Source organism: Shewanella sp. SW1, from assembly GCF_025653545.1.
GTDB lineage: Bacteria > Pseudomonadota > Gammaproteobacteria > Enterobacterales > Shewanellaceae > Shewanella > Shewanella oncorhynchi.
This window is the reverse complement of sequence record NZ_JAKKSG010000019.1, coordinates 1-26,013: the sequence shown is the minus strand read 5'-3', so window position 1 is coordinate 26,013 and position 26,013 is coordinate 1. Positions and strand designations below refer to the sequence as shown.

Genomic DNA, 26,013 nt, shown 5'->3' with positions numbered 1-26,013 from the left:
ATAGCTGACTCTGTAGAAAGTCTGGTTTTTACAGTAACTCGCACATTTACAAACGGTCTGGATTTATAGCAAGTCGGCCGTGCAATGTCTGCTTGCCTACATTTCATTACTCAGCTCCACATTCGAGCCCGCTTTGGGGCTAAATAGCTGTTGATACAGTCGCCCCGCAAACTCATCTGTCATCCCTGAAATATAGTCCGCCAACACTCTGTGACTGTTTAAGCCTTGTTGCTCACTTTCGCGCCAGCGCTCCTGGGTGTTCAGTGGCAGCAAACGCTCGGGATCGGAAGCGAAGGCTTCGAATAAACCCATCACAATTTGCTGGCCTTTATATTCGAGCATTTGGATCTCAGGTTTACGAATAACGTATTTATAAACCAGTTGCTTGAGCACATTGAGCGCAATGGCAAATTCTGGCTCTAACATCGCATTAAAGCGCAATAATGGCTCTTCGAACACGTCATCTTCTGAGATAACAATAGCGGTGACAAAGCCATTAACGAGTGTGCCTATGGCATCTTTACGCAGGTGATGCTCATGGGAAAACAGCTTGTTGCCAATATCGGCAAGCTCTTGTCGTATCCACGCATCACTGCTGTTCGTCAGTGTCGGCGCCACATCTTGATGCCACTGGGACGCTGTGACTATGCCCATCACAATCGCATCTTCGAGATCGTGTACCGCATAGGCGATGTCATCAGCCAGTTCCATGATCGAGCAATCGAAGGATTTAAACTGGGTTCGCAAATGCGGATAGTGGTGCAGGGCTGGGTGTGAACCTTGCTGAGTTGATGTAAAACGACGGCTATCCGCCTCAGACAAAGGCTCAAGCACCCAAGCGAAGATGTCGTTATCATCGTCGAAAATGCCCTTAACCGGCGGCCATTGTGACGGTTTTAACTGTCTGTGGTTGGTGATTTCATTATGTTCACCCGCGACAAATAGCTTCGAGTGCGGCGCTGGGTATTTTAAAATCCCGAGCATGGTACGCCGACACAAGTTCATCCCAAAATCTAAGGTGTAGGGCTCAAGCTTAGAGAGAATTCGAAAAGTTTGGCCGTTACCTTCAAAACCGCCGTGGTCGCGCATCATGTAATTCAATGCGACTTCGCCGCCATGGCCGAAGGGAGGATGACCAATATCGTGGGCTAAACATAAGGACTCTAATAAGCTCATAGAGCAAAGCAGCTGTTTATGTTGTGGATATTTACGTCTGAGCTGCGCGGCTATGCCGGTGCCAATTTGCGAGACTTCGAGTGAGTGGGTTAATCGGGTGCGATAGAAGTCATTCATGCCAACGCCGAGCACTTGCGTTTTGGCCTGGAGGCGGCGAAAGGCGGCCGAGTGGAGAATACGCGCCCTATCTCTTTGGTAGGGGCTGCGGTGATCGTTACGCCGTTGTTTATCTTCACCATGACGGCGTTCTTGCCAAACACTTGAAGTCATATGCATTCCTAGCGAGAGTGGAAAATCAAAGCATCTTGTTAATTTCGTCTAAATTCAAAGTGAAACTGGGTACAAAGCAGCTCATAAAATACTGTACTGAGGGATCAGGATTCGTCGACAGCATGTCTTCTAGACGCTTACGGGCGGTATTGAATTCACTGTTGCCAGCGCGGTTTTCCTCAAGGCATTTAAGATAGGCACACAGAGTATCAGCCGATTTCACTATGGTCTTGTAAACGGGATCGGCGTAATCGCTGATGAACAGACTGCGATAATCCTCTTTAAATTCCTCAGGTACCATATCTAACATGCGCTGCTCGGCAATCGCCTCAATCTTTTTATACTCGGCTTCAATTTCTTTATTGAAGTATTTCACCGGCGTCGGTAAGTCACCCGTGAGAATTTCACTGGCATCGTGAAAAATCGCCAGACTCGTGGCTTGATGGGGATCGAGCGTCGTGCCGAATTTCTTATTACTGATGATCACCAGTGCATGGGCCACCATGGCAACTTGCAGCGAGTGTTCTTGAACATTTTCAGTGCGAACGTTGTACATCAAAGGCCAGCGTTGGATAAGTTTCATGCGAGCTAAATGCGCAAATAAATGACTCATAGTTTTCCTGCTAAAGAGTGAAATCGGAAGGCGACAAGCTGCAATGGAAGACATGAAACGAGTGAGTAGGCAGTATTGACGCTAGTGAAGTCTTAGATTATCACAGCCTTGGATGACACGTGAGCATGAGCGTAGAGGATTTAAAGAAATAGCTAAAAATAAAGCGACCGCTAGGATCGCTTTATGTCTCAAACCGTTAAAGGGATATTTTACTGTCGATAGTTTTCGAGGAAGGCGCCAAACTCAGTAAATGCTTTCTTCAGATCTTCTTTATAGGGCAAGAAAACCACTCGTAAATGGTCAGGCTCAGGCCAGTTAAAGGCCGTGCCGTGCACTAACAGAATTTTCTTTTCTCTGAGCAAATCCAGCACTAAACGCTCATCATCCCTTAGGTTGAATTTCTTCATATCCAGTTTAGGGAAGGCATAGAGTGCGCCCTTTGGTTTTTTAACGCTCACACCTGGAATTTGGTTAAGTAATTCATAACAGGCATCCCTTTGAACTGTGAGGCGGCCATTAGGCAAAATAAGCTCGTTAATACTCTGATAACCGCCGAGCGCGGTTTGAATTGCATGTTGATTGGGCACGTTTGCACAGAGGCGCATCGAGGACAGCATCTCTAAGCCTTCGATGTAACTTTTAGCAGCCTTAAGATTGCCAGATAACATCATCCAACCAACACGAAATCCTGCTGCACGATAAGCCTTTGATAAACCGTTAAAAGTAACAGTTAAAATATCATCTGATAGACCCGCAGCAGGAATATGCTTGGCTTCATCGTATAAAATTTTATCGTAAATTTCATCGGCAAAAAGGATCAGATCATGTTGACGACACAGTTCAACCACTTGCAGCAGTAATTCTCTGCTGTATACCGCTCCGGTTGGGTTGTTCGGGTTAATCAGCACTATGCCGCGGGTACGTGATGAAATTTTACTTTTAATGTCGTTGAGATCGGGGAACCAGTCCGCTTCTTCATCGCAGCGATAATGCACAGCCTTGCCGCCCGCGAGATTCGCCGCTGCTGTCCACAGGGGATAGTCTGGTGAGGGGATTAAGATCTCATCATCGGTATTTAGCAAGCCTTGCATTGCCATCATAATGAGTTCTGAAACGCCGTTACCTATATAGATATCTTCAATATCGACACCAAAAATCCCTTGGGCTTGATAATGCTGCACTATGGCCTTACGGGCAGAGAATAATCCTTTTGACTCACAGTAGCCTTGGGCACTGGGTAAATTGAGGATCACATCGCGCACAATTTCTTCAGGCGCTTCGAAACCGAAGGGGGCCGGATTACCAATGTTGAGTTTGAGGATTCGATGCCCCTCGTCTTCTAAACGTCTGGCTTCCTTGTGCACTGGGCCGCGGATGTCATAGCAAACGGTATCCAGCTTGTTGGATTTGATGATAGGGCGCATTTACACCTCGGAACATGCATAAAGTTTTGGCTTAAGTTAGCGCACCATAACGAAATTTCATTGCAGATGAAAGGGGGGATAAGCACAGAATTGCGCTTTTTTTATAAATATCCCTCAGTTAAATATGCTTTAACAGTCGATTAAAGAAATCTGAACAAGTTTTATGTTCTGATATTGGCATGATTTTAAGATTTTTTATCTATTGGGTTGGTAGGGGAATCTTGTTTATGTTTTTTCATTTCGAAAGATGAAAATGCGTTTTCATTAGCTGACTCATATTTGATTTCTCTATATTAGCCATATTAATCGTGACAGAAGAAAATGTATTTTAGCTGATACTTAATGGTTGATTTTTAATCAGATGTTTTTGATAAGGTAAACTTATGCCGCGGCATTTTATCTTGTGATAATTAGGCATATTTATTGAATGCTTATTAAGCTAAGAAGATCATAAATGTTTAAGTTACAATGGCGTTAAAAGTCTTCTAGATTATACGGTTATGTAAAATTGTCTCGCGGGAAATAAATTTATTTCCTATCAAGTTAAATTTATAGTTGACTCAATATTCGATGCGTTTTATTTTCTGCGCGATGTTTTTGGCAAGGCACCTTAGATAGCAAGCAATTCGCGGGTTTTATCTTCAGGGTTAGTCATCATGAAGCAGCTGTGTTGACGTTCTGAATCGTGTTGATTTCAGACGTTATTCTAAAACCATTTGCCTTTTAGGCGATTTATTTAGAGGACCTAAGTGCATGTCTGAACCGACAGCGTTAAGTCTCATTCCACCTTTGGTGGTATTGGTGTTAGCTATTTGGTTACGCCGTCCTATTTTATCTTTGATCATAGGTGCGGTAACCGGTTTCCTGTTACTCGATCCCAGTCAAGTCTTAAACAATTTCGCTAGTGTGTCATTGAAGGTTATGGCCGATGAAACCATAGGTTGGTTGATTCTGGTGTGTGGTGGTTTTGGTGCGCTCATCGCACTTTTAGTACGAACTGGCGGCGCCTTAGCGTTTGGCCGCAATGCACTTAAATTGGCGAAAGGACCTAAATCTTCCCTATTAATGACTTTTATCCTTGGGATCGTGATTTTTATCGACGACTATCTCAATGCGTTGACCGTGGGTGAAACCATGAAGCGTGTAACGGATAAATTTAAAGTGTCCCGTGAAATGCTCGCCTATGTCGTGGACTCCACCGCCGCGCCCGTGTGCGTGTTAGTGCCATTATCGACTTGGGCGGTATTTTTTGGTGGATTACTGGTGGATAACGGTGTGGCAGCCGAAGGTCAAGGCATTGCAGTGTATATGCAAGCCATTCCTTACATGCTTTATGCTTGGTTAGCTGTGGCTATGGTGCTACTTGTCGCATTAGGTATTGTGCCCGCCATTGGTCCAATGAAGACTGCGCAGCTGCGCGCTGCCCAAGGTGAACCCGCGGAAGCGCAAGTGGATTTCGACCAAGTTCAAACTTCGGATGAATATGCGGTTAAAGCCATAGAAGAGGAATTTAAGCACGCCGATAATCAGGGCAAACTGCATAACTTTTTAGTGCCTATTGGTTTGTTAGTTGCCTTTACCGTGTACTTTGATATCGACGTGTGGAAAGGCTTGCTGGCGACCTTAGTTATCACGATTCCTTATTATGCAGTGCAGCGTTTGATGCCATTTTCAGAGATGATGGACCAAATGATCGATGGCTTTAAAAGCATGCTACCGGCCATTAGCACTGTGATTGCGGCGTTTGTGTTTAAGGATGTGTGCGATCAGTTGTTACTGCCGCAGTATGTCATTGAGTCATTAAGCCCATTTATGACACCTAAATTGCTGCCTGCGGTAGTGTTCTTATCTATGGCTATACTCGCATTTGCCACAGGTTCGAGCTGGGGTATATTTGCCGTGACGATTCCTATCGTGATGCCATTAGCGCAAGCGGTTGGGGCGGACATCCCATTAGTCATTGGGGCCTTATTGTCTGCATCATCATTTGGTAGCCAAGCGTGCTTCTACTCAGATTCAACCGTATTGGCCGCCCAAGGCTCAGGTTGTAACTTAGTGAGCCATGCTGTGACTCAGTTACCTTATGCACTTATCGCAGCAGTAATAGCATTTATCGGCTTTATTGTGATTGCATAACTTTTGTCACGATTAATATAAAAAACCAGCTACGGCTGGTTTTTTTATGTCTGCCGTAATGGGGTTAGGCGGCTAGAATGAGTAAAAGGTGAGTAAAGAGTGAGGAGGCTTGAACTAGGATAAACACGATTACACTGTTAAATGAATATTTTCAACTGATGTCAAATTATATTTTACGGAATTGTCATTTATATTTTACATATTTCATCGTCGCCATGTAGCTTTTCAAATCAAAGCCTGATTATACTTTGCATCCTTCAGGGCATTATTTTCAACATTAGTGGCAAACGAATCAAATGGACTCAACTCTTCTTACTGCGTTTTTCGAGCACGGCACAATACGTGATGTCGAGTGTTTATTCCCTGATATTTCAGGCTATCCAAGGGGAAAGCTTATGCCAGCCCGAAGTTTTGCTCAGGGTGCTGAATTACGTATTGCCCAAGCGATTTCGATGCAAGCGATTACCGGTGAGTATTCCTACGATCCTGTTTTCCCTGATGCTGATCCTGATCTTTTACTCGTCCCCGATTACAGCACCCTCAAGATGATCCCATGGAGCACAGTGCCGCGCGCATTTGCCATCCATGACTGCGTATTACTGGATGGTAATTTATGTCCATTTGCGCCGCGCTCTATGTTAAAAAATGTGTTGGCCCGTTACCAAGCCTTGGGGTTAACCCCTGTGGTGGCACCCGAGATTGAATTTTATCTTACGGAGGCGAATACCGATCCGAGTGTGCCGTATCAGGCGCCCATTTCAAAAAGTGGCCGAGCTGAAAATGGTCAATCCGCGTTTAGCATGAATATGCTCAATGAACTCGCGCCATTTTGGGATGAGTTTAATGCCGCCATCGATGCGATTGGGATTAAAGGTGATACTTGGATCCATGAGATGGGGCTATCGCAATATGAAATTAACTTAGTGCATGGCGATCCGCTGGCCTTAGCGGATCAAGCCTTTATGTTTAAATACGCGGCGAAAGAAATCGCCATAAAACATGGTTTGAATGCGATTTTTATGGCAAAACCCATAGCGGGTCAACCCGGCAGTTCTATGCATTTACATCAAAGTGTGGTGGATGATAAAGGCAATAATATTTTCAGTCATGCTGGTGGTAGCGACACTGACCATTTTCACCACTACATCGGCGGATTACAAAAGTATCTACCGGATTTAATGTTGTTATTCGCACCCAATATCAATTCATTTAGACGTTACATTTCCGGCAGTCAAGCGCCGATTAATTTAAGTTGGGGCGTTGATAATCGCACCACTGGCCTACGTGTGCCATTAAGTGCTCCGGTGGCGAGACGGGTAGAGAACCGTATTGCGGGCGCCGATGCCAATCCGTACCTGATGATTGCCGCATCTTTGGCAGCGGGCCTTGCCGGAATGGAAGAAAAATTATCGCCAAGTGCACCAGAAACCGGGAGCGCCTACGATAGCAGCCATGACCTAGCACAGACATTTTTAGCTGCGTTAACGCAAATGCGCCAAAGTGATTCGGCACGACGCTTACTCGGGGATGATTTTGTCACTGGCTTTGTATCGGTGAAGGAAATTGAATTCCAAAGTTATTTGAGTGAGATAGGGGCTTGGGAGCGACGTTTCTTAGGGCCGCAATGCTAACGCTTTTATGAATAAGGGAATTATTACTTATAAAAGTTTTAACCCCTTAAATGACTCAAGAGTCTTAAAAATAGCAACAAAAAAGCCAGTGCAAGCACTGGCTTTTCTTCGTCTGGAAACGAGAAGGGCGATTAAACGCGCTTCTTGAATTCACCAGTACGAGTGTCGATTTCAATTTTGTCGCCTACTTTCACGAAGTCAGCAACACTCACTGTGCCACCGCCAGTGATAGTCGCTGGCTTCATCACTTTACCAGAAGTATCGCCACGAGCTGAAGGCTCAGTGTAGATCACTTCACGTACGATAGTGGTTGGCATTTCAACAGAGATAGCTTTGCCATCATAGAAAGTCACTTGGCAAGTTTCTTCCATACCGTCAACGATATAAGCCGCTGCATCACCTAGGTTTTCAGCTTCTACGTCGTATTGGTTGTATTCTGCATCCATGAATACAAACATAGGATCTGCAAAGTAAGAATATGTGCAGTCAAGACGATCTAGGATGATGTCTTCTAACTTATCTTCACCTTTGAAAGTCGTTTCAGTACCAGAGTTAAGCAGTAAGTTTTTCAACTTTAACTTAACGATAGCAGCGTTACGGCCAGAACGAGTTGTTTCAGTTTTCTGCACAACCCATGGGCTGCCATCTAACATGATCACGTTACCAGGACGGATTTCATGAGCAGTTTTCATTACACTATTTCCTATATTTAGATTTTTCTGTTTTCGCGCAGTATCTTAGCTGTTTTTAACGAACTGAACTAGTCGAGTAGCGAGATCTGCAGCATTTAATGCATTAATTGGCCATTGTTTAGCATGGTGATGCAACAAGGGCAAATTAACAGGATTAAGGTTTTGCCAGTGAAGGCTCACGGCTGATTGCAGTGCTTGGTTGAACGCGAGATTCAATTCAGACCAATAACAAGCAATTTTAGGTGGCAGATTATCGCAGTAAAGTTTGAGAAAAGCTTCTAATTTTACGAGGTGATAATCATCTTCTTGGGGATAAATGTGCCAAATGAAGGGTTTTGCGGCCCATTGGGCACGTAAAAAAGAATCTTCGCCGCGCACAATATTAAAATCACAGCTCCAGAGCAGGCGATCAAAGCCTTGTTGACCTGTCATAGGCAAAATGTGCAGAGTCAAATTGCCATGATTTATCTGTTGGCCCGGAACGAGTGCGGTAATATCACAGGGCAGTAAATGCGTCAGACTGTTTAAGCTACGCCCCTTGGGGATTAGCGCATGGATTTTTTCTGCCGATTGCTGCCATAACTCACATAATGCGGGTAGCGCCTCGGTCTCATAGCTAAAAACGCTAATCACTGTGTCTTGTGCCTGAATGTCCTTAAGACCTAGATCAGTAAAAAGCTGCAATTTATTGGCAGTATCAGCTTGCCAAGCATCACGCTCTGCAAACAAATTTTGCTCGCAAATGAGTCCACCCGTTTTGGCGCTAAAACCGGGAAAGTAGAAATACTTTTTCAAACCATTGGCTTGTAACGATGGCAGACCATGGCAGCCTTCAACCCAATCCTCTGCGCTTAAATACTCTAAATTCAGCCAAACAGGTACAGATTTTGGAGCGTTCTGATATAAATAAATCAGATGCTCTTTTACCTGTTCGGGTAATTCACAGGCAAAGGCTTCGATGAGCACAGATCCTGCAAAAAACGCTATAGGCAAAGGCTCTGTCCAATGAATAATATTCACACCATTGAAGGTTTGAGTGGCTTTTAGTGGATCGAGTGTCGGTAAGATATGCGAGAAGCTTGCGAGGTCGTCGACCCACAGATTAACAGGGATCTGATACTCATTGGCTATTTGTTTTGCTAAACGCCAAGTGACGCCAATATCGCCATAATTATCGACGATGGTACAAAAGATATCCCAATGGGTGGAGCTGGGTGTGTTGGTCATGAGTGTGGTATGTCGTTATTCTAAGTTACAACAAGTAGATAGTTGCAACAAGTAGAAATATATGCATAAAAAAAGCGGCGTTAAGCCGCTTTAATCAAATGGTTAACAGAATTAATCTTCTAATTCAGCTAAACACATTTCTTCGTAAATTTGCTTAACCCAAGCATCAACACGTTCTTCAGTCAGCTCTGGTTGGCGATCTTCATCGATACCTAAACCAATAAAGTGGTCGTCATCGACTTGACCTTTAGAGGCTTCAAAATTGTAGCTTGCAGTTGGCCAATGGCCGATGATGATGCCACCACGGGCCTGAACAATATCGCCAACCATGCCCATGGCATCAAGGAAATACTCAGCGTAGTCTTCTTGATCACCACAACCAAAAATAGCGACAAGTTTGTCAGTAAAATCAATTTGCTCTAATTCAGGGAAGAAATCATCCCAGTCACATTGCGCTTCACCGTAATACCAGGTCGGGATGCCGAACAGCAGCAAGTCATACTCTGCAATCTGTTCTTTGGTACTTTTGGCGATATCTTTCACCTCAACCATTTTTTTACCCAGTTTTTTCTGGATCATCTTGGCTACAGCTTCGGTGTTACCTGTGTCGCTACCGAAAAAAAGACCTACAGTTGCCATTGTCTATCCTTTAATGTCTAGTTCACTTATTAGGTTAATCTTGCTGGTACTCGTTCAGCACTCAACTTGTTGCTGAAGAATTAATTCGATTAACTGGCTACGGCTGATGTTACTGGCCAATGCCTGCTCATTCAAGGCGTCATACAAATCTTGTGACACCTTTAACTCTATTCGCTTTAATCCGTTGGCTTTATCGCGCTGGATTTGATTGCGTTTGTTGACCTTAAGCTGTTGGCTACGGGACAAAGGATTGCTACGTGGTCGGCCCCGGCGCTTTTCGTTGGCAAAAAGGTCAATGGTGGTTCTGTCAGTTGCTTCTTTTGCCATGTTCTTATTGTTAACCGATCCCTGAGCCTTCCCAAGTGATCTGGATAATACCTTTTACAATAAACCCGGCGCAGCCGAGAAATAACACTAACCAAACAATAAATCGACCAAATTTTGGCACGTTACCTTGTTTAAGCACATCGTGGATGGCCATGCCGATAAAGAAAAATATCGAGGCAAAAAACAGGTTCAGGCCGATGGTTTCAATTTGTTCCATGTACTGAGATAACATACTTTCTTAGTCCTTGAGAGTGTTCTAAGGCCAAAAGAGGCGCGAATATATCACAACAAGATGGCGGCTGCCATATGCTTTCGGTCGAGTTTGCTGCTGATTTACATTGAATGTTTGTCAATAAATTCAGACACGATCCGGTTAAAAATGGCGGGTTTTTGTGCATGCAACCAATGACCACATCCCTCAAGTGTTTTTGCCTGTGCCGCGGGGAATTGCGCCATGATAGCGCTTCTGTGCTCGCTAGTGACATAATTTGAGTCGCCGCCGCGAATAAACAGACTTGGTCCAGCATAGCTTTGTACTGGATTTGGCATCTGATTTTGCCAGCCAATAATATTAAGATAACAAGCCTTTAGGCCACTTAAGTTCATTTTCCAACGAAAGCCAGTATCCGTGCGTTGTAGATTTTTGAGTAAAAATTGTGCCGTTGCTTCGTCAATACCATTGTCAATTAAGTGGTTTAGGGCAAAGCGTCTGTCGGTATGGCCTTCTAAGGGCAGGCTTTCTAATGCCGCAAACACTGTGTCGTGTCTTGGCTCATAGGCGACGGGGGCGATATCGGCTGCCACCATGCTGATAATGCGCTCTGGATGAGCTAACGCTGTCGCCATGGCGATTTTACCGCCCATGGAGTGACCCACTATATGGGCGCGTTCAATAGCCAGTTCGTCGAGTAATTCAACCATGGCCGTGGCGAGGCGAGGGTAATCCATCTCATCCCAATGCTCACTTAAACCATGATTGGGCACATCGACACGAATAACCTGATACTGGCTTTCTAATACTTGCCCTAGGCCTTTGAGGTTATCTAGGTTGCCGAACAAGCCGTGGATCAAGAGCACTGCGGGTCCTTGGCCTGTAGAAACAAAGTTCATGGTGATTCCTGTTGGATATGTTTAGCTTAACGTGGCGCGAATTGTGCCCTTAATGCCGTTGGCTTGACAAGTCAGTTGCTACTTTGGCGTGTATGCGGCGATTAACTTGGGCGCTTTTTCGGCAATTGTCGATTATCTGCTAGTTTGCTGTGCTATTTCACGCATTTTTAGAATAATGGCGCTTTATCAGATTGATAGACATGGATACACTGGTAACCGATCGCAATGATCTGCCTCGATCGCTGTGATACACTTTTTTCGGTTAAGCCTGTCGAATAACAAAGGATAATTAAGGTTATGAAATATATCGAAGTTGATGAAGAGCTCTATCGTCATATTGCCAGCAAAACAGAACGTATTGGTGAGAGCGCCTCTGACATTCTTCGTCGATTACTCGGCCTGTCCGTCGATGCGGTCGAACCACCTCAGCCTTTGGCGATAAGCCAACCAAGTTTAGAGGCTGAGCCGATTCAAGCTGTTGCGGTGCAAGCGGCACCTGCTGTGAATGACTTCAGTCGCTTAGTCGATGAACATCTGTTATCGCAACAAAAAGGCGCGGTAGGGCGTTTCCTCTTTTTGCTCGAAAGTCTGTATCAATTAGCCCCAGAGCAGTTCTCGCAAATTCTGCAGATCCAAGGGCGCGATCGTTTGTATTTTGCCCGCTCGAAAGAGCAATTACTGGAAGCGAGCGCATCGGCGAATCCTAAAGAGATCGGTACCAGTGGTTTCTGGGTAACAAGCAACAACAATACCGCCAAGAAACGCACCATTTTATCCGAAGTCTTAGTGCAATTTGGCTGTGATGCAACGGTTGCTGCGGGCATCGCCGAGCGCGTTTAATCTGCCAGTGAGCCGTTTCATCAGTTGTTGAGCTAAGTTTAGTCATTGTTTTTAATTGTAATTAAGTGCAGGAGAGCCAAAGGTGGCAATACATCAAAGGGCAGGACAAATCGCTAATCAGACGGATCTGGTTAATATTCCAAAACTGATGAGCCATTATTATAGCATCACGCCAAATATGGATGACGTACAACAACGCGTCACCTTTGGCACTTCTGGGCACAGAGGCTGCGCTTTCAATGGCAGTTTTAACCAACAACACATTTGGGCGATTACCCAAGCTGTGGTGGATTATCGCCAATCGGTGAATATTAATGGGCCGTTGATCCTCGGTATTGACACCCATGCGTTATCCTACGCCGCTTATTTATCGGCAATTGAAGTGCTGGCGGCAAATAAAGTCACAGTGAAAATCCAACAGAACGACGGATTTACGCCAACGCCAGTGGTGTCCCATGGGGTGATTTGCGCCAATCGCGAAGCCAATATTACGGGTGCGGCATTGTCCGATGGTTTGATCATTACGCCTTCCCATAATCCTCCTCAGGACGGTGGCATCAAGTACAATCCACCCCATGGTGGACCGGCCGAAGGTAATATCACGGCTTGGATTGAATCGCGAGCCAATGATTACTTGCGCCAAGCATTAGTTGGCGTGCAAAAATTAGCGTATGCCGAAGCGCTGGCATCAGGCTATGTCAACGCCATTGATTTGATTACACCCTATGTGGCTGATTTAGATAATGTCATCGACATGCAGGCGATTGCTAAGGCTAAGCTGCGTATCGGTGTTGATCCACTCGGTGGTTCGGGTATTTTCTACTGGGCACCGATTGCCGCGCGTTATGGGCTCGATATCACGTTAGTTAATGATAAAGTTGACCCAAGCTTTAGCTTTATGCCGCTGGATAAAGACGGCAAAATCCGCATGGATTGCTCGTCTCCCTATGCGATGGCAGGTTTACTCGCCCATAAAGAATCCTTTGATTTATGCCTTGGTAATGATCCCGATTATGACCGTCACGGCATAGTTTGCCCTGGTACGGGTTTGATGGATCCGAATCATTATCTTGCGGTCGCTATCGATTATTTACTGACACACAGACCAGATTGGAGCGATACCTTAGCCATAGGTAAAACCTTAGTATCGAGTGCGCTTATCGATAAAATCTGTGCTTTCCACGGCAAAAAGTTACTCGAAGTGCCAGTGGGCTTTAAGTGGTTTGTCGACGGTTTAGCCGAAGCCACAATCGCCTTTGGCGGTGAAGAGAGTGCTGGCGCGGCATTTTTACGCCGTGATGGCAGTACATGGTGCACAGATAAAGACGGCTTCATTTTAGGGTTACTTGCCGCAGAGATCCTTGCGGTGACAGGTAAAACCCCAGGTCAACGCCATCAAGAGCTAGTAAAACAATTTGGCCAAAGTTTCTATAAGCGTATCGATAGCCCAATCAGCCTTGAAAACAAAGCCAAGTTTGCTTTGCTCAATGCCGATACTTTAAATGCCACTGTGCTTGCAGGTGAGACAATCGAAAACGTGTTAACCCATGCGCCAGGCAATAATGCGGCGATTGGCGGCATCAAAGTTACCACAGCTAATGGGTGGTTTGCGGCGCGTCCATCGGGCACTGAAGCGTTATTTAAAATCTACGGCGAAAGTTTTATCAGTGAGCAGCATTTGGCTGAGATCATCAAAGATGCGCAGGCATTAATTGATAAGGCGCTAAACGCTTAATGCAGTAGTAGGTTTAGCTAACGTCTCAAAATAAAAAACGCACTCAGATTTGAGTGCGTTTTTGTTTGTGTCTAATTCAGCTGTGAGTAGTTGATCTAATACTGATTTGACCGTATTTAGTACTCGATATGACAACTCGGTAAGTTATTCTTATCGATGTAATTTTGATGATATTCCTCAGCCACATGGAACTGTTGAAGTGGCACTATTTCAGTAACGATATGGCGTAATCCCCAACGGCCCGAGCGGGCAAAAGCTAACTTTGAGGCTTCTGCGGCCGCTTTTTGCTCACGGTCGTGGAAGAAAATGGTGCTGCGATATTGAGTGCCAATATCTCCGCCTTGCATGTTCAGACTCGTAGGATTATGGTTTTTCCAAAATACATCGAGCAAGTCTTCATAACTGACAAGGGCAGGGTCAAATTCCACTTGCACCACTTCGGCATGGCCCGTTTTGCCTTTTTTGACTTCTTCATAGCTCGTCGCCGCATTATTGCCGCCCATATAGCCGCAGGTGGCATTGGATACGCCGTTCACTTGTCTAAAAAAATACTCTACGCCCCAGAAACAGCCGGCACCAAAGGTTGCTAACGCCATAATTAAATCCAATAGAAGTCTAGATGGCTAAGGATTGTGATAAAACTTGAGTGCAAAAGCAAGCCTCAAGCTGGAATATTTATCATGGGAAATTCTTAGGGAATGTCCTAAGAATTTAACAATCAGCTTAGTTGAATGTCATTCCGCTTAAAACTGGGTCCTACGGCAATAAATGTCTGAGAACAGCACTAAAAACATGTGTTAGTATTGAAGCCGTTTTTTAGGTGCGAGTGAGACTAACCGCAGTGAGATAAATGCTTAAGTGGTTATTACTGCCTGTACTTATGCTATTGCGCCAATACTGTTACACATCATTATAAGGAGAATTCTGTGTTACAAGCTCTGTTAGATTCAAAGGATTTTTTAGCGCTCACCTTAGCCCATCCTGAACAGTTCGATGGCGAATTTTCATTTAACTTAGGCGATCATACTCAAGTGGAAGTGTGGGATACCGGTGTTATTGTTTTCGAACCAATACAGAATGAAGGAAAAGATATTGTGCTTTCCTGCGGTGTTCACGGTAACGAGACCGCGCCCATTGAACTCTGCAATAGCTTAATTAAACAACTTCTACAGCAAAAGATCATCGCAAAGCAGCGCACTTTATTTCTCATTGGTAACCCATTAGCGATTAATAACGGCACGCGGATTATTGACGAAAACATGAATCGTCTCTTTAGTGGTGAGCATTCCAATCCACCAGGGTTAGTGAACCCTGAGCGAGTACGCGCGAAAAAACTCGAAGCCTATGTCGATCGTTTTTATACTGCGGTTGCCGATGAACGTCAGCGCATCCATTATGATCTGCACACGGCGATGCGCGCCTCGAAGCATGAAAAGTTCGCTATCTATCCCTATCGTCCTGGGCGCGCCTTTAGCGGCGAGCAAATTATGCTTTTAGCCGCAAGCGGCGTCGATACAGTACTTTTCCACCATGAACCGACCACGACCTTCAGCTATTTTTCCTCTGAACGCTACGGTGCCGATGCCTTTACCATTGAGCTTGGCAAAGTGTATCCCATGGGGCAGAACGACATGACGCGTTTTATCGCCACCCATGAAATGTTCATGCGCTTGATCACCGCTAAGCCGTTGGAGCTGGATGCATTTGATGCCGATAAGGTTAACTTGTACCAAGTGTGCCGCGTCATCAATAAACATTTCGATGATTTTGAATTTACCTTCGCAACTGATGTCGAAAACTTCAGATCTTTCCCGAAGGGCTTTGTTTTAGCGCGGGAAGGTGGGCAAGAAATTAAAGTGGAACATGAGTTTGAGTCTGTCGTGTTCCCTAATGCCAAAGTGCCTATTGGCAATCGCACTGTGATTTGCCTGATCCCTGCGGTGAATGCGGACGTGCGTTAGGCTTGTAAAGCAATATATACATGCGTGGCAGGGATAACTTGTGGTTTGAGCTATGCCAATGGTTGATAGGTAGTTTACGTTAACGTAATGTTCGTCGGGCATATTCGTATAAACAGACGCATCAAAACGCTTTGATGCGTAATGAGATAACAAGAGCACAATATGAGCAAAGCAACACTCAACACTGATACAGTGCACCGTGTCGGCTTCTTGGATAAGGCATCGCTACACATTCCTATCCTTCGAATTCTACAAGCCGACGGCACCACTTATGAAACCGCGGTTTTGCCTGTGATAGATGAAACCTTAGCCACTAAAATTTACGATACCTGTGTATTCACTCGGGTACTTGATGAACGTATGCTTGGCGCCCAGCGTCAAGGACGCATCAGCTTCTACATGACCTGTACGGGTGAAGAAGCGGCGATTGTCGGCAGTGTGGCCGCACTCGATCAAGAAGATGTGATCCTCGCACAATATCGTGAGCATGCGGCGCTGCGTTATCGCGGCTTTACCACTGAACAGTTTATGAATCAGATGTTCAGTAACGAGAAAGATCTTGGTAAAGGTCGCCAAATGCCAATCCATTACGGCAGTGCGGCATTGCATTATCAAACGATTTCGTCACCGTTAGCCACGCAAATCCCGCAGGCGACTGGTGTGGGCTACAGCTTAAAAATGCAAGGTAAGCGCAAAGTCGCGGTTTGTTATTTTGGCGAAGGCGCTGCATCGGAAGGGGACTTCCATGCCGGTCTAAACATGGCCGCGGTACTGAAATGCCCAGTGATTTTCTTCTGTCGTAACAATGGCTACGCGATTTCTACCCCCACTGAAGAGCAGTTTGCCGGTAACGGTATTGCCAGCCGTGGTGTCGGTTATGGCATGCACACCATTCGTGTTGATGGTAATGACATGTTGGCCGTGTTAGCCGCAACTCAGCAAGCCCGCGCCTATGCGATTGAGCATAATGCACCTGTGCTGATTGAAGCCATGACTTACCGTCTCGGCGCGCACTCTTCTTCAGACGATCCCTCTGGTTATCGCTCGAAAGATGAAGAAGCCAAGTGGCAGCAACACGATCCGGTTAAACGCTTCAAATTATGGCTTATCAACAAAGGTTGGTTGGCTGAAGCGGATGATGTGAAACTGCATGAGAAATATCGTGAAGAAGTATTGGCTGCGGTAAAAGTGGCTGAAAAAATTCCTGTGCCTATGCTGGATGAAATTATTGAAGATGTGTACGACAAGCCGACGCCAGTGCTGAAAAAGCAACTTGCCGATCTTAAAGAACATATCAAGAAATATCCGCAAGCCTATCCAAAAAGTGCAGGGAGACTATAAGCCGTGGCTGAAATGAATATGTTACAGGCCGTCAATGAGGCCTTGTCGATCGCCATGCAAGCCGATGAGCGCATGGTGGTTTTTGGTGAAGATGTGGGCCACTTTGGCGGGGTATTTCGCGCCACCTCCGGTCTTCAAGAAAAATTCGGTCGCGCTCGCTGCTTTAATACGCCGCTGACAGAGCAAGGTATTGCCGGTTTTGCCAATGGTTTAGCCTCAAATGGCATGACCGCCGTGGCTGAAATTCAATTCGCCGATTATATCTTTCCGGCGTTTGATCAAATCGTTAACGAGTCGGCTAAGTTCCGTTACCGTAGCGGTAATGAGTTCGATGTAGGTGGATTAGTGTTCCGTACGCCCTATGGCGGCGGTATTGCGGGTGGCCATTATCACTCGCAATCACCTGAAGCCTATTTTACCCAGACGCCGGGATTAAAAGTCGTTGTGCCACGCAACCCTGAGCAAGCCAAAGGCCTGCTGTTGGCGTCAATCCGTGACAAAAACCCGGTGATCTTCTTTGAGCCTAAGCGTTTATATCGCGCATCGGTTGGCGAAGTGCCCGCGGGCGATTATGAAATTGAACTGGGTAAGGCTGAAGTGGTTCGCGAAGGTAAAGACATCACCTTAGTGGCGTGGGGCGCGCAAATGGAAATCCTTGAAAAAGCCGCCGATATGGCCGCTAAAGAAGGGATCTCCTGTGAAGTTATCGATTTACGCACCTTGTCACCCTGGGATATCGATACCGTTGCCGATTCAGTCAAAAAGACCGGACGTTTACTGGTTAACCATGAAGCGCCATTAACCGGTGGTTTTGCTGGTGAGATAGCGGCGACGATTCAGCAAGAATGCTTCTTGTATCTAGAGTCGCCCATCAGCCGCGTTTGTGGTTTAGATACCCCGTACCCACTCATTCATGAAAAAGAATACATGCCAGATGCATTCAAAACGTTTGAAGCCATCAAAGCATCAGTGACCTTCTAGGAGTCCGGTATGATTAAAGATTTTATTTTGCCGGATATTGGCGAAGGTGTAGTGGAGTGTGAGTTGGTTGAATGGTTGGTCAAAGAAGGCGACACAGTCGTTGAAGATCAACCGATTGCCGATGTCATGACAGACAAAGCACTCGTTCAAATCCCTGCGCCTTTTGCGGGTGTGGTCACTAAACTGTATTACGCCAAAGGCGATATTGCGAAAGTGCATGCGCCGCTTTATGCCGTACAAATTGAAGGTGCCGTTGAAATCGCAGGTGAAGAATCTGCGACTGAACCTGCTGCGACGACTGCAAAAGTGACTGAGCCTGTGGCTGCAACAACTGCCAATACGTCATCTAGTTCATCCGTCAGCATTGAAGAATTCTTGCTACCGGATATCGGCGAAGGCATTGTTGAATGTGAACTCGTTGAATGGTTAGTGAGCGAAGGTGATTGGGTTGAGGAAGATCAACCGATTGCCGACGTGATGACAGATAAAGCGCTGGTGCAAATTCCTGCCATTAAAGCGGGTAAAATTGCCAAACTGCATTATCGCAAAGGTCAGCTAGCTAAAGTACATGCGCCTTTATTTGCTATTGAAGTTGAGCATGCGGCATCTGTACCTACGGCGACAACAAATACTGATACTGTGGTCAATGCGGCACCAACAGCACAGATTGTGAGTGCAGAACCTGCTCGCCAAGGTAAAGCTTTAGCCAGCCCTGCGGTTCGTCGGATGGCGCGGTCATTAGATATCGATTTGGGCCAAGTACCTGGCACAGGAAAGCATGGCCGTGTTTATAAGGAAGACATCACTCGCTTCCAACAAGGCGCGAGCAATATTCCTGCTCCAAGTACGACTCAGGTAAAAGAGGCGTCAGTTCAAGCGACTCAAACATCTCAAACCCAAGTTCCAACATCGACAGTGACTCAACGCGCTGACACGGTTGAGCCGATTCGCGGCGTAAAAGCTGTGATGGCACGCATGATGGTGGAATCTGTATCGAGCATTCCGCACTTTACCTATTGCGAAGAGTTTGATTTAACAGACTTAGTTGCACTGCGTGAAAGCATGAAAGTGAAGTATTCGTCAGATGAAGTGAAGCTGACCATGATGCCTTTCTTCATGAAGTCGATGTCGCTCGCGTTAAGTCAGTTCCCTGTGATGAATAGCCAAGTGAATGCGGATTGTACTGAGCTGACTTACAAGGCGCGCCACAATATCGGCATGGCGGTGGATTCTAAAGTCGGTCTCTTAGTGCCTAACATCAAAGATGTGCAGGACAAGAGTATTTTAGAAGTGGCGGCAGAAATCACCCGTCTGACCCAAGCAGCCCGCAGCGGCCGCGTGGCGCCAGCGGATCTGAAAGACGGCACGATTTCCATCTCTAACATTGGCGCCTTAGGTGGCACAGTGGCGACGCCTATTATCAACAAACCTGAGGTGGCGATTGTGGCCTTAGGTAAGTTGCAAACCCTACCGCGCTTTAACGCGAAAGGGGAAGTCGAAGCTCGCCAAATCATGCAAGTGAGCTGGTCAGGTGACCATAGAGTGATCGATGGCGGTACGATTGCTCGCTTCTGTAATCTGTGGAAACAGTATCTTGAGCAGCCTCAAGAGATGTTATTAGCGATGCGCTAAGCCGCTGGCACGAATAACTGACACTAAAAGGACGCTAAAAGCGTCCTTTTTTATTTGCTTTGCACAAATGGGTTAATCTTTTGATCCCGATTACGTATAATTCCCGAACGTAGTTATCCTGATGGATGTGTTATGAGTCAGTTAGCCCCCAGCCCATTTGCTCCAACAATAGAAACCATTGATTACCCGTTTCCGCCTAAACCAGTGCCTTTGTCCGATGCGCAAAAAGCCGATTACAAGGCGCGTATCAAGCAACTGCTCATTGAAAAAGATGCCGTTCTGGTTGCCCACTATTATACCGATCCTGAAATCCAAGCCCTTGCCGAAGAGACTGGCGGCTGCGTTTCAGACTCCTTAGAAATGGCGCGCTTTGGCCGCGATCACCCAGCAAAAACCTTGATCGTTGCTGGGGTCAAGTTTATGGGCGAAACCGCCAAGATTTTGAGCCCTGAAAAAACTATCCTAATGCCGACCCTTGAAGCGACCTGTTCATTGGATTTAGGTTGTCCGATTGATAAGTTCAGCGCTTTCTGCGACGCGCACCCAGATCATACTGTGGTGGTTTACGCCAATACCTCGGCTGCGGTTAAAGCGCGCGCCGATTGGGTGGTGACCTCAAGCATTGCTCTCGAAATCGTTGAGCACTTAGACAGCGAAGGCAAAAAGATCATTTGGGGACCAGACCGTCATTTAGGCAGCTATATTGCCAAGCAGACGGGCGCCGACATGTTGATGTGGCAGGGCGATTGTATCGTTCACGACGAGTTTAAATCGAACGCGTTGCGCGATATGAAAAGCGTTTACCCAGATGCGGCGATTCTTGTGCACCCTGAGTCGCCAGCCAGTGTGGTGGCAATGGCCGATGCGGTTGGCTCAACCAGTCAGCTGATCAAAGCGGCGCAGACAATGCCAAATGAGCGTTTTATCGTGGCAACCGATCGCGGCATTTTTTATAAAATGCAGCAGGCGGCGCCAGGTAAAATTTTAATTGAAGCGCCAACGGGCGGAAATGGCGCAACCTGTAAGAGCTGTGCCCACTGTCCTTGGATGGCGATGAACGGTTTGCAGGCAATTGAAGCGTCACTCGCCGACAGCGATAAAACCACCCATGAGATTTTTGTGGATGAAGACTTAAGAGTTAAGGCGCTTATTCCGCTGACGCGTATGCTGGATTTTGCCAAGACACTGAATATGAAAGTGAAGGGTAATGCCTAAGCGCATTATTTAGCTTTTCTTCAGCCTAATAAAAATCCCTACCATAGCGTGGGGATTTTTTATGTCTGTTGTTTCATCAAATTTAAGACAATAAAAAGCCCCGCAAATGCGAGGCTTAATTGAGTAACGCGGAATCTAGTGACTAGATTACTTTGCGTTCATCAGTGCAACCGCGTTATCTAACATACGGTTACTGAATCCCCACTCGTTATCATACCAAGACATCACTTTCACTAAACGACCGTTCACACGGGTTTGAGTGGCGTCAAAGTTTGAAGAAAACGCATTGTGGTTAAAGTCAATAGACACCAATGGCTCCTTGTTTACTGCTAACACTTCGCTCAATGGCGCAACGCTGGCAGCACGTTCAATAATGGCATTCACTTCTTCAACTGTCGTATCACGGGCAGCGATGAAAGATAAATCCACGAGTGATACGTTAACTGTAGGTACACGAACCGCTAAACCGTCGAATTTACCTTGTAATTCAGGTACAACCAAACCTACAGCAGCTGCTGCGCCAGTTTTAGTTGGGATCATTGACAGTGCCGCAGCACGGGCACGACGTAAATCTGTGTGGTACACGTCAGATAAACGTTGATCGTTGGTATAAGCGTGAATGGTGGTCATCAGGCCTGATTCGATACCAATCTCGTCATTTAGCGGCTTAGCAAAAGGGGCTAAACAGTTTGTTGTACAAGAAGCATTTGAAATCACTGTCATGTCTGACGTCAGCACGTTGTTGTTCACACCGTAAACAACTGTGGCATCGACGTTTTTGCCTGGAGCAGAAATAATCACTTTCTTCGCGCCAGCGGTTAAATGTGGTTGAACGGTTTCTTTAGAAGTGAAGATACCGGTACATTCGAAAACCACGTCAACTTGCAACTCAGCCCATGGCAGTTTTGCAGGATCACGTTCTTGGAAAGTGAGGATCTTATCGCCATTCACATAAATGGCTTCGGCATCATGGTCAACCTTGGCATTGAAACGACCGTGAACAGAATCGTATTTTGTCAGGTGGGCGTTGATTGAAGCGTCGCCTAAATCATTAATAGCGACAATCTTGATTGGATAAGCTTTTTCGCTTTCGTACAAGGCGCGTAATACGTTTCTACCGATACGGCCATAGCCATTTATTGCTACACGGATAGTCATCTCATATCCCTCTGGTGATTATAAAATTCAACTGGTAGTAAAATTACCAAACTGACAGCTATCGTCAAGTTAAATCGGCATTTTACCGCTGTCTTGATTAACAAATTAGGTATTTTTTTTACATCGGTCGCGAAATCGCCATTTTTCATGCGTTAATTGGGTAAAAAATTACAAGATGGCAAACATTTTGCCATCGATTGCTTAGTCTGTTTTTTCGACAGGCGCAGGCGGCACCACCTCAGTTTCAGTTGGCGCTTGGGCAACCGCTTGAGGATCAAGCCATTGTCTTACTGGACTCATAGAATAAGTGCCTTTTTTTAGCGTATCGATAAGGGCTTGGGCTTTTAAATCGAGTTCAGTTGCCAACGTCTTATTGCCACCGAGCAAGGCTAGCATTTTTTCCTCAGAATACTTCTGCTGCGTAAGTAGTAAATTTGCTTTCGTCAGCATATAGGATTTATCTAAAACTTGTTGCTGGCGATAGGCAGATGCGAGCCCAAGTAACCAGTTAACGTCGAAATCATCGTAATGGATCTCCGCAAAGACTTTAAGATAGAGTTGTTGCGCTTTGATGGCATTTCGATTGCTGTAATAGGTTGCGACTTGGGCAAGTAGAAAGGGGTCGGTCACTTCGCCGGCGTTTTCCTGTTCTAATAATCTATTTAACGCTGCGGTATCGCCAAAGCGAGTCCATTGGTAATAGGACATAAAAGGGTCTTGCCGTTCACGGGTTTGATCTTGTAGTAAACTTAAATTTTGAGTGCTTAGTCTAAAGGCTCTGGCTCTATCAGCTGTGCGATTGGTGTGGATGATATGCTGAACGCCAGAGGCGAGTTCAATGCAACGGCTGTAATCCTCAAGGTAGGTTAATTGTGAGTAGAGCTGCTTACCTGTGAGGTTTTCGTTGTCTTTTAACATGTAGCGGTTTTGGATAAGTTTGGTCTTTTCAGTCAAACACCAGCTATCCTTATGCAAATCGGCACAAATTTCAGGATTATTTTTACAAATTGCTGAGATATTTCGGTCATTATCACAACCGAAAAGACCGAAAAAGCTCATCCCTAAGGTAAATGATGTAATTATTACTAGATTTTGTCTCAAAACACTCTCCAAACGATAATTTCTCTAATAAAATTACAGATTTACAGAAAATATCTTACTGGCAACAAAGCGCGACTTTCATTACAATGGCGCCGACCAAAACAGGGTTTTCCCTAAAACCCGCATTAGATTATTGGTCTTTTCGTCATGTTACTCAAACCTTTCAGTACATTTTATTGAAAAGTGAGATAAAGGATCTGTAAATGAGCGCTGATAAACACCTACAAAGTTGGCAAGAACGTTTTGAAATGGCAGAGGCGATGCAGCCTTTGTTAGGCAAGTTGTACCGTAACCAAGGCGTTGAAGTCGTGGTCTACGGCAAGCCGTTACTCAATGCTTCTACGATTGAAATCATTAAAGCGCACCGTTTAGTTCGTCGTCATGTCGGTGAAAAATTACGTTTACGCGAGAGTTTCCCCTTCGTTCAAGCTTTGAGCAAACTCGCAGTTAAACAATGTAAAGTGGATATTGGTAAACTCGCAGTTAATTACTGGCGCGACCATACTGATGTCAGCGAAATTGAAAGCTATATGGCAAAAGAATTGGCCGATGCCATCGACCATGCCGATGATGTCGCGCCGCGTGACGTCGTGCTTTATGGTTTTGGCCGTATCGGTCGCTTATTGGCACGCTTGCTGATTGAACGCACAGGTCGCAGCAATAAGTTAAGGTTACGCGCTATCGTTTTACGTGGCGGTAAGAAAGGCGATTTAGAAAAACGCGCGAGTTTACTGCGTCGTGACTCAGTCCATGGTCCTTTCAATGGCTCTGTTGAAGTTGACGAAGAGAACAACGCCATCATAGCCAACGGCACTTATATCCAAGTGATCTATGCTAATTCACCCGACGAAGTGGATTACACTAAATACGACATCAATGATGCATTGATTGTTGATAACACAGGTATTTGGAAAGATGAAGCGGGTCTTGGTTTACACCTTAAGAGCCCAGGTGCCAGCAAAGTATTACTGACGGCTCCTGCAAAAGGCGCGATTAAGAACATCGTTTACGGTGTGAACGAAGGTGATATTACCCCAGAAGACATTATCGTTTCTGCGGCGAGTTGTACCACCAATGCTATTACGCCAGTACTGAAAGCTGTGAATGATAAATATGGTATCGAGAATGGTCACGTTGAAACGATTCATTCTTATACTAACGATCAAAACCTGATTGATAACTATCATACTGCTGACCGTCGTGGCCGTAGTGCACCATTAAACATGGTGATCACTGAAACGGGTGCAGCAAAAGCGGTTGCTAAAGCTTTACCTGCATTAGCTGGTAAGTTAACAGGTAACGCGATTCGTGTGCCGACGCCTAACGTCTCTATGGCGATCATCAGCATGAACCTGAATGCTGAAACCAGTAAAGATGAGCTTAACGAGTATCTGAAAGATACGGCGCTACAATCACCACTGCAAAATCAAATTGACTACACAGACTCTACTGAGATTGTATCGAGCGATTTAGTGGGTTCTCGCTACGCGGGTGTGGTTGATTCACAAGCGACTATTGCAGAAGGCAAGCGTGCCATTCTTTATGTATGGTATGACAACGAATTTGGTTACAGTTGCCAAGTGGTTGGCGTAATGCAAACTATGTTAGGTTTAACGACGCTATCACTACCTGCGTAAATTGCCCACGTAGTTTTTGCTTGAGTGATTAATAACTTTGCCTAACCTTTGAATAAAGCGCCCAATAGGGCGCTTTTGTTTTTCTATACTTCTACAATTTTATTGGACTCGACTCCATAACTCACCATGATCCCCTGTTTATCTGCCGCGTTTAATTAGCGGTAGCATCGGCATTAGTATCGGTAAAAAGCCTAAATTGATGAATGAAACATCAACTTTACTGAGGTGTGGCGGTTTATTGGGCAAACGATGCGGCTTAGATCATTTTTTAAAAATTGTTGATTGACTCTGAGGTCTAAATCGGTAGAATGCCAATCCGCAGTCAGGGGAAAGCATGCCGAGCATGAGTTCAAATGATTAAGCGCAATGATAGGCGACATTAGCTCAGTTGGTAGAGCGATACCTTGCCAAGGTATAGGTCATCGGTTCGAACCCGATATGTCGCTCCAAATTTTAATAAATTTGGCAGTTTGGGCGCGATGGCAGAATGGCTATGCTGCGGATTGCAAATCCGTCGATCTCGGTTCGACTCCGGGTCGCGCCTCCATAGATTAAAGTATTAATGACACGATTCCCGTCGTTAATATAAAGAGTTTGCCCGAGTGGTGGAATCGGTAGACACAAGGGATTTAAAATCCCTCGCTGGTAACAGCGTGCCAGTTCAAGTCTGGCCTCGGGTACCAAAAAACAGAAAAGCCCTGACTGATGTCAGGGCTTTTTTGCTTTATAACTTCTACACCCACATTTCATGATTCTTAATCTAGTATCACTACAGCTATAGATTGGTCAGGCCCAAGCCTACTATTTTACTCATTCAGTATTGCGACTTCTGACCTGTTTCTTTTCTACAATACAAAACTGAGTGATTTTGTGATCTAGATGTTGTAAATCGCTTTATTTAAATAATGTCACTATTTGGCTAGGGTCTGTTGATCTTTGCTGTACAAATGTTGTTCAGCAATACATCGGCAGCCACATTAACATAAACGCCAGTGACACCATACTGGCGTAATTTCTTGCTAGCTTGTCATATCTTGTTGATATTGCTCGATAGTGCTTAATTCTTCCAAAAGCATTCTCCACTAAATGTCGATACCGATATAAGCACCAATCGACTCTTTCTTGAGGTGTATTCTTATAGCGGCGCCTTGGAATAACAGATTTCCC

At 45.4% G+C, this 26,013-nt stretch carries 23 protein-coding genes and 3 tRNA genes; 13 read left to right on the top strand and 13 right to left on the bottom strand.

What is annotated here, in order from left to right:
* Positions 1-96 precede the first annotated feature (96 nt).
* The 3 genes from L5M71_RS16755 to L5M71_RS16745 all read right to left on the bottom strand — a co-directional run bounded on the left by L5M71_RS16755 (position 97) and on the right by L5M71_RS16745 (position 3,483).
* Positions 97-1,446, bottom strand: coding sequence for an anti-phage deoxyguanosine triphosphatase (locus L5M71_RS16755; protein ID WP_263209393.1), 1,350 nt, complete (start codon positions 1,444-1,446; stop codon positions 97-99).
* A gap of 25 nt (positions 1,447-1,471) precedes the next feature.
* A complete protein-coding gene (gene yfbR, locus L5M71_RS16750) occupies positions 1,472-2,059 on the bottom strand; it encodes a 5'-deoxynucleotidase (protein ID WP_168825242.1) in 588 nt (195 codons plus the stop codon).
* A 209-nt stretch (positions 2,060-2,268) separates the two neighbouring features.
* Positions 2,269-3,483 (bottom strand): pyridoxal phosphate-dependent aminotransferase, encoded by a 1,215-nt coding sequence (locus tag L5M71_RS16745; RefSeq protein ID WP_105252462.1) that lies wholly within the window; start codon positions 3,481-3,483, stop codon positions 2,269-2,271.
* A gap of 753 nt (positions 3,484-4,236) precedes the next feature.
* On the opposite strand from L5M71_RS16745, the gene L5M71_RS16740 reads away from it, so the two are divergent.
* Entirely contained in the window at positions 4,237-5,619 is a 1,383-nt protein-coding gene (locus L5M71_RS16740; RefSeq protein WP_113939692.1) for a Na+/H+ antiporter NhaC family protein, read from the top strand.
* 296 nt (positions 5,620-5,915) lie between these two features.
* A complete protein-coding gene (locus tag L5M71_RS16735; protein WP_263212435.1) occupies positions 5,916-7,250 on the top strand; it encodes a glutamine synthetase family protein in 1,335 nt (444 codons plus the stop codon).
* A 131-nt stretch (positions 7,251-7,381) separates the two neighbouring features.
* Here L5M71_RS16735 and efp read toward each other — a convergent pair whose 3' ends face one another.
* The 6 genes from efp to L5M71_RS16705 form a co-directional block, all read right to left on the bottom strand.
* Complete coding sequence (gene efp, locus L5M71_RS16730; protein ID WP_105252465.1) at positions 7,382-7,942, bottom strand: elongation factor P; 561 nt, start codon at positions 7,940-7,942, stop codon at positions 7,382-7,384.
* 45 nt (positions 7,943-7,987) lie between these two features.
* On the bottom strand, positions 7,988-9,169 hold the full coding sequence (earP, locus tag L5M71_RS16725; RefSeq protein ID WP_263209398.1) for an elongation factor P maturation arginine rhamnosyltransferase EarP: 1,182 nt from the start codon (positions 9,167-9,169) through the stop codon (positions 7,988-7,990).
* 111 nt (positions 9,170-9,280) lie between these two features.
* On the bottom strand, positions 9,281-9,808 hold the full coding sequence (fldA, locus tag L5M71_RS16720; protein ID WP_006081576.1) for a flavodoxin FldA: 528 nt from the start codon (positions 9,806-9,808) through the stop codon (positions 9,281-9,283).
* Between the two features lie 54 nt (positions 9,809-9,862).
* Positions 9,863-10,135, bottom strand: coding sequence for a LexA regulated protein (ybfE, locus tag L5M71_RS16715; RefSeq protein WP_006081577.1), 273 nt, complete (start codon positions 10,133-10,135; stop codon positions 9,863-9,865).
* Positions 10,136-10,145: 10 nt separating this feature from the next.
* Entirely contained in the window at positions 10,146-10,367 is a 222-nt protein-coding gene (locus tag L5M71_RS16710; RefSeq protein ID WP_006081578.1) for a DUF2788 domain-containing protein, read from the bottom strand.
* Positions 10,368-10,468: 101 nt separating this feature from the next.
* Positions 10,469-11,245 (bottom strand): alpha/beta fold hydrolase, encoded by a 777-nt coding sequence (locus L5M71_RS16705; RefSeq protein WP_263209400.1) that lies wholly within the window; start codon positions 11,243-11,245, stop codon positions 10,469-10,471.
* 297 nt (positions 11,246-11,542) lie between these two features.
* Between L5M71_RS16705 and seqA the strand changes: the two genes are divergently transcribed.
* Entirely contained in the window at positions 11,543-12,085 is a 543-nt protein-coding gene (gene seqA / locus L5M71_RS16700; protein ID WP_006087176.1) for a replication initiation negative regulator SeqA, read from the top strand.
* Positions 12,086-12,167: 82 nt separating this feature from the next.
* Complete coding sequence (gene pgm / locus L5M71_RS16695; protein ID WP_263209402.1) at positions 12,168-13,820, top strand: phosphoglucomutase (alpha-D-glucose-1,6-bisphosphate-dependent); 1,653 nt, start codon at positions 12,168-12,170, stop codon at positions 13,818-13,820.
* Between the two features lie 116 nt (positions 13,821-13,936).
* Here the strand turns inward: pgm and msrA are convergent, their stop codons facing one another.
* Positions 13,937-14,416, bottom strand: coding sequence for a peptide-methionine (S)-S-oxide reductase MsrA (gene msrA, locus L5M71_RS16690; protein WP_105252470.1), 480 nt, complete (start codon positions 14,414-14,416; stop codon positions 13,937-13,939).
* Positions 14,417-14,746: 330 nt separating this feature from the next.
* Between msrA and astE the strand changes: the two genes are divergently transcribed.
* The 5 genes from astE to nadA all read left to right on the top strand — a co-directional run bounded on the left by astE (position 14,747) and on the right by nadA (position 20,950).
* Positions 14,747-15,781, top strand: a complete 1,035-nt coding sequence (gene astE, locus L5M71_RS16685) for a succinylglutamate desuccinylase (RefSeq protein WP_263209403.1) — start codon at positions 14,747-14,749, stop codon at positions 15,779-15,781.
* Positions 15,782-15,943: 162 nt separating this feature from the next.
* Positions 15,944-17,122, top strand: coding sequence for a thiamine pyrophosphate-dependent dehydrogenase E1 component subunit alpha (locus L5M71_RS16680; RefSeq protein WP_006081586.1), 1,179 nt, complete (start codon positions 15,944-15,946; stop codon positions 17,120-17,122).
* A 3-nt stretch (positions 17,123-17,125) separates the two neighbouring features.
* Entirely contained in the window at positions 17,126-18,103 is a 978-nt protein-coding gene (locus tag L5M71_RS16675) for an alpha-ketoacid dehydrogenase subunit beta (protein WP_028759982.1), read from the top strand.
* Between the two features lie 9 nt (positions 18,104-18,112).
* Positions 18,113-19,735, top strand: coding sequence for a dihydrolipoyllysine-residue acetyltransferase (locus L5M71_RS16670; RefSeq protein ID WP_263209404.1), 1,623 nt, complete (start codon positions 18,113-18,115; stop codon positions 19,733-19,735).
* Between the two features lie 132 nt (positions 19,736-19,867).
* Positions 19,868-20,950 carry a quinolinate synthase NadA gene (gene nadA / locus L5M71_RS16665; protein ID WP_028759980.1) on the top strand — a complete coding sequence of 361 codons (1,083 nt, stop codon included), beginning with the start codon at positions 19,868-19,870 and terminating at the stop codon, positions 20,948-20,950.
* A 147-nt stretch (positions 20,951-21,097) separates the two neighbouring features.
* On the opposite strand, the gene gap is transcribed toward nadA, so the two are convergent.
* Together gap and L5M71_RS16655 are read right to left on the bottom strand one after the other, a co-directional pair.
* Positions 21,098-22,108 (bottom strand): type I glyceraldehyde-3-phosphate dehydrogenase, encoded by a 1,011-nt coding sequence (gene gap / locus L5M71_RS16660; protein WP_006081590.1) that lies wholly within the window; start codon positions 22,106-22,108, stop codon positions 21,098-21,100.
* 201 nt (positions 22,109-22,309) lie between these two features.
* Complete coding sequence (locus tag L5M71_RS16655) at positions 22,310-23,209, bottom strand: DUF2989 domain-containing protein (RefSeq protein WP_263209405.1); 900 nt, start codon at positions 23,207-23,209, stop codon at positions 22,310-22,312.
* A gap of 203 nt (positions 23,210-23,412) precedes the next feature.
* Between L5M71_RS16655 and L5M71_RS16650 the strand changes: the two genes are divergently transcribed.
* From L5M71_RS16650 to L5M71_RS16635, 4 genes are all read left to right on the top strand, one after another.
* Positions 23,413-24,846, top strand: a complete 1,434-nt coding sequence (locus L5M71_RS16650) for a glyceraldehyde-3-phosphate dehydrogenase (protein WP_028759978.1) — start codon at positions 23,413-23,415, stop codon at positions 24,844-24,846.
* Between the two features lie 373 nt (positions 24,847-25,219).
* Positions 25,220-25,295 (top strand) — tRNA-Gly (locus L5M71_RS16645).
* Between the two features lie 24 nt (positions 25,296-25,319).
* Positions 25,320-25,393 (top strand) — tRNA-Cys (locus L5M71_RS16640).
* Positions 25,394-25,442: 49 nt separating this feature from the next.
* Positions 25,443-25,529: transfer RNA gene (locus L5M71_RS16635), tRNA-Leu, on the top strand.
* A 271-nt stretch (positions 25,530-25,800) separates the two neighbouring features.
* Here the strand turns inward: L5M71_RS16635 and L5M71_RS16630 are convergent.
* Positions 25,801-26,013, bottom strand: a 213-nt coding sequence (locus L5M71_RS16630; protein WP_248943622.1) for a transposase, incomplete at its 5' end; no start/stop codon positions are given.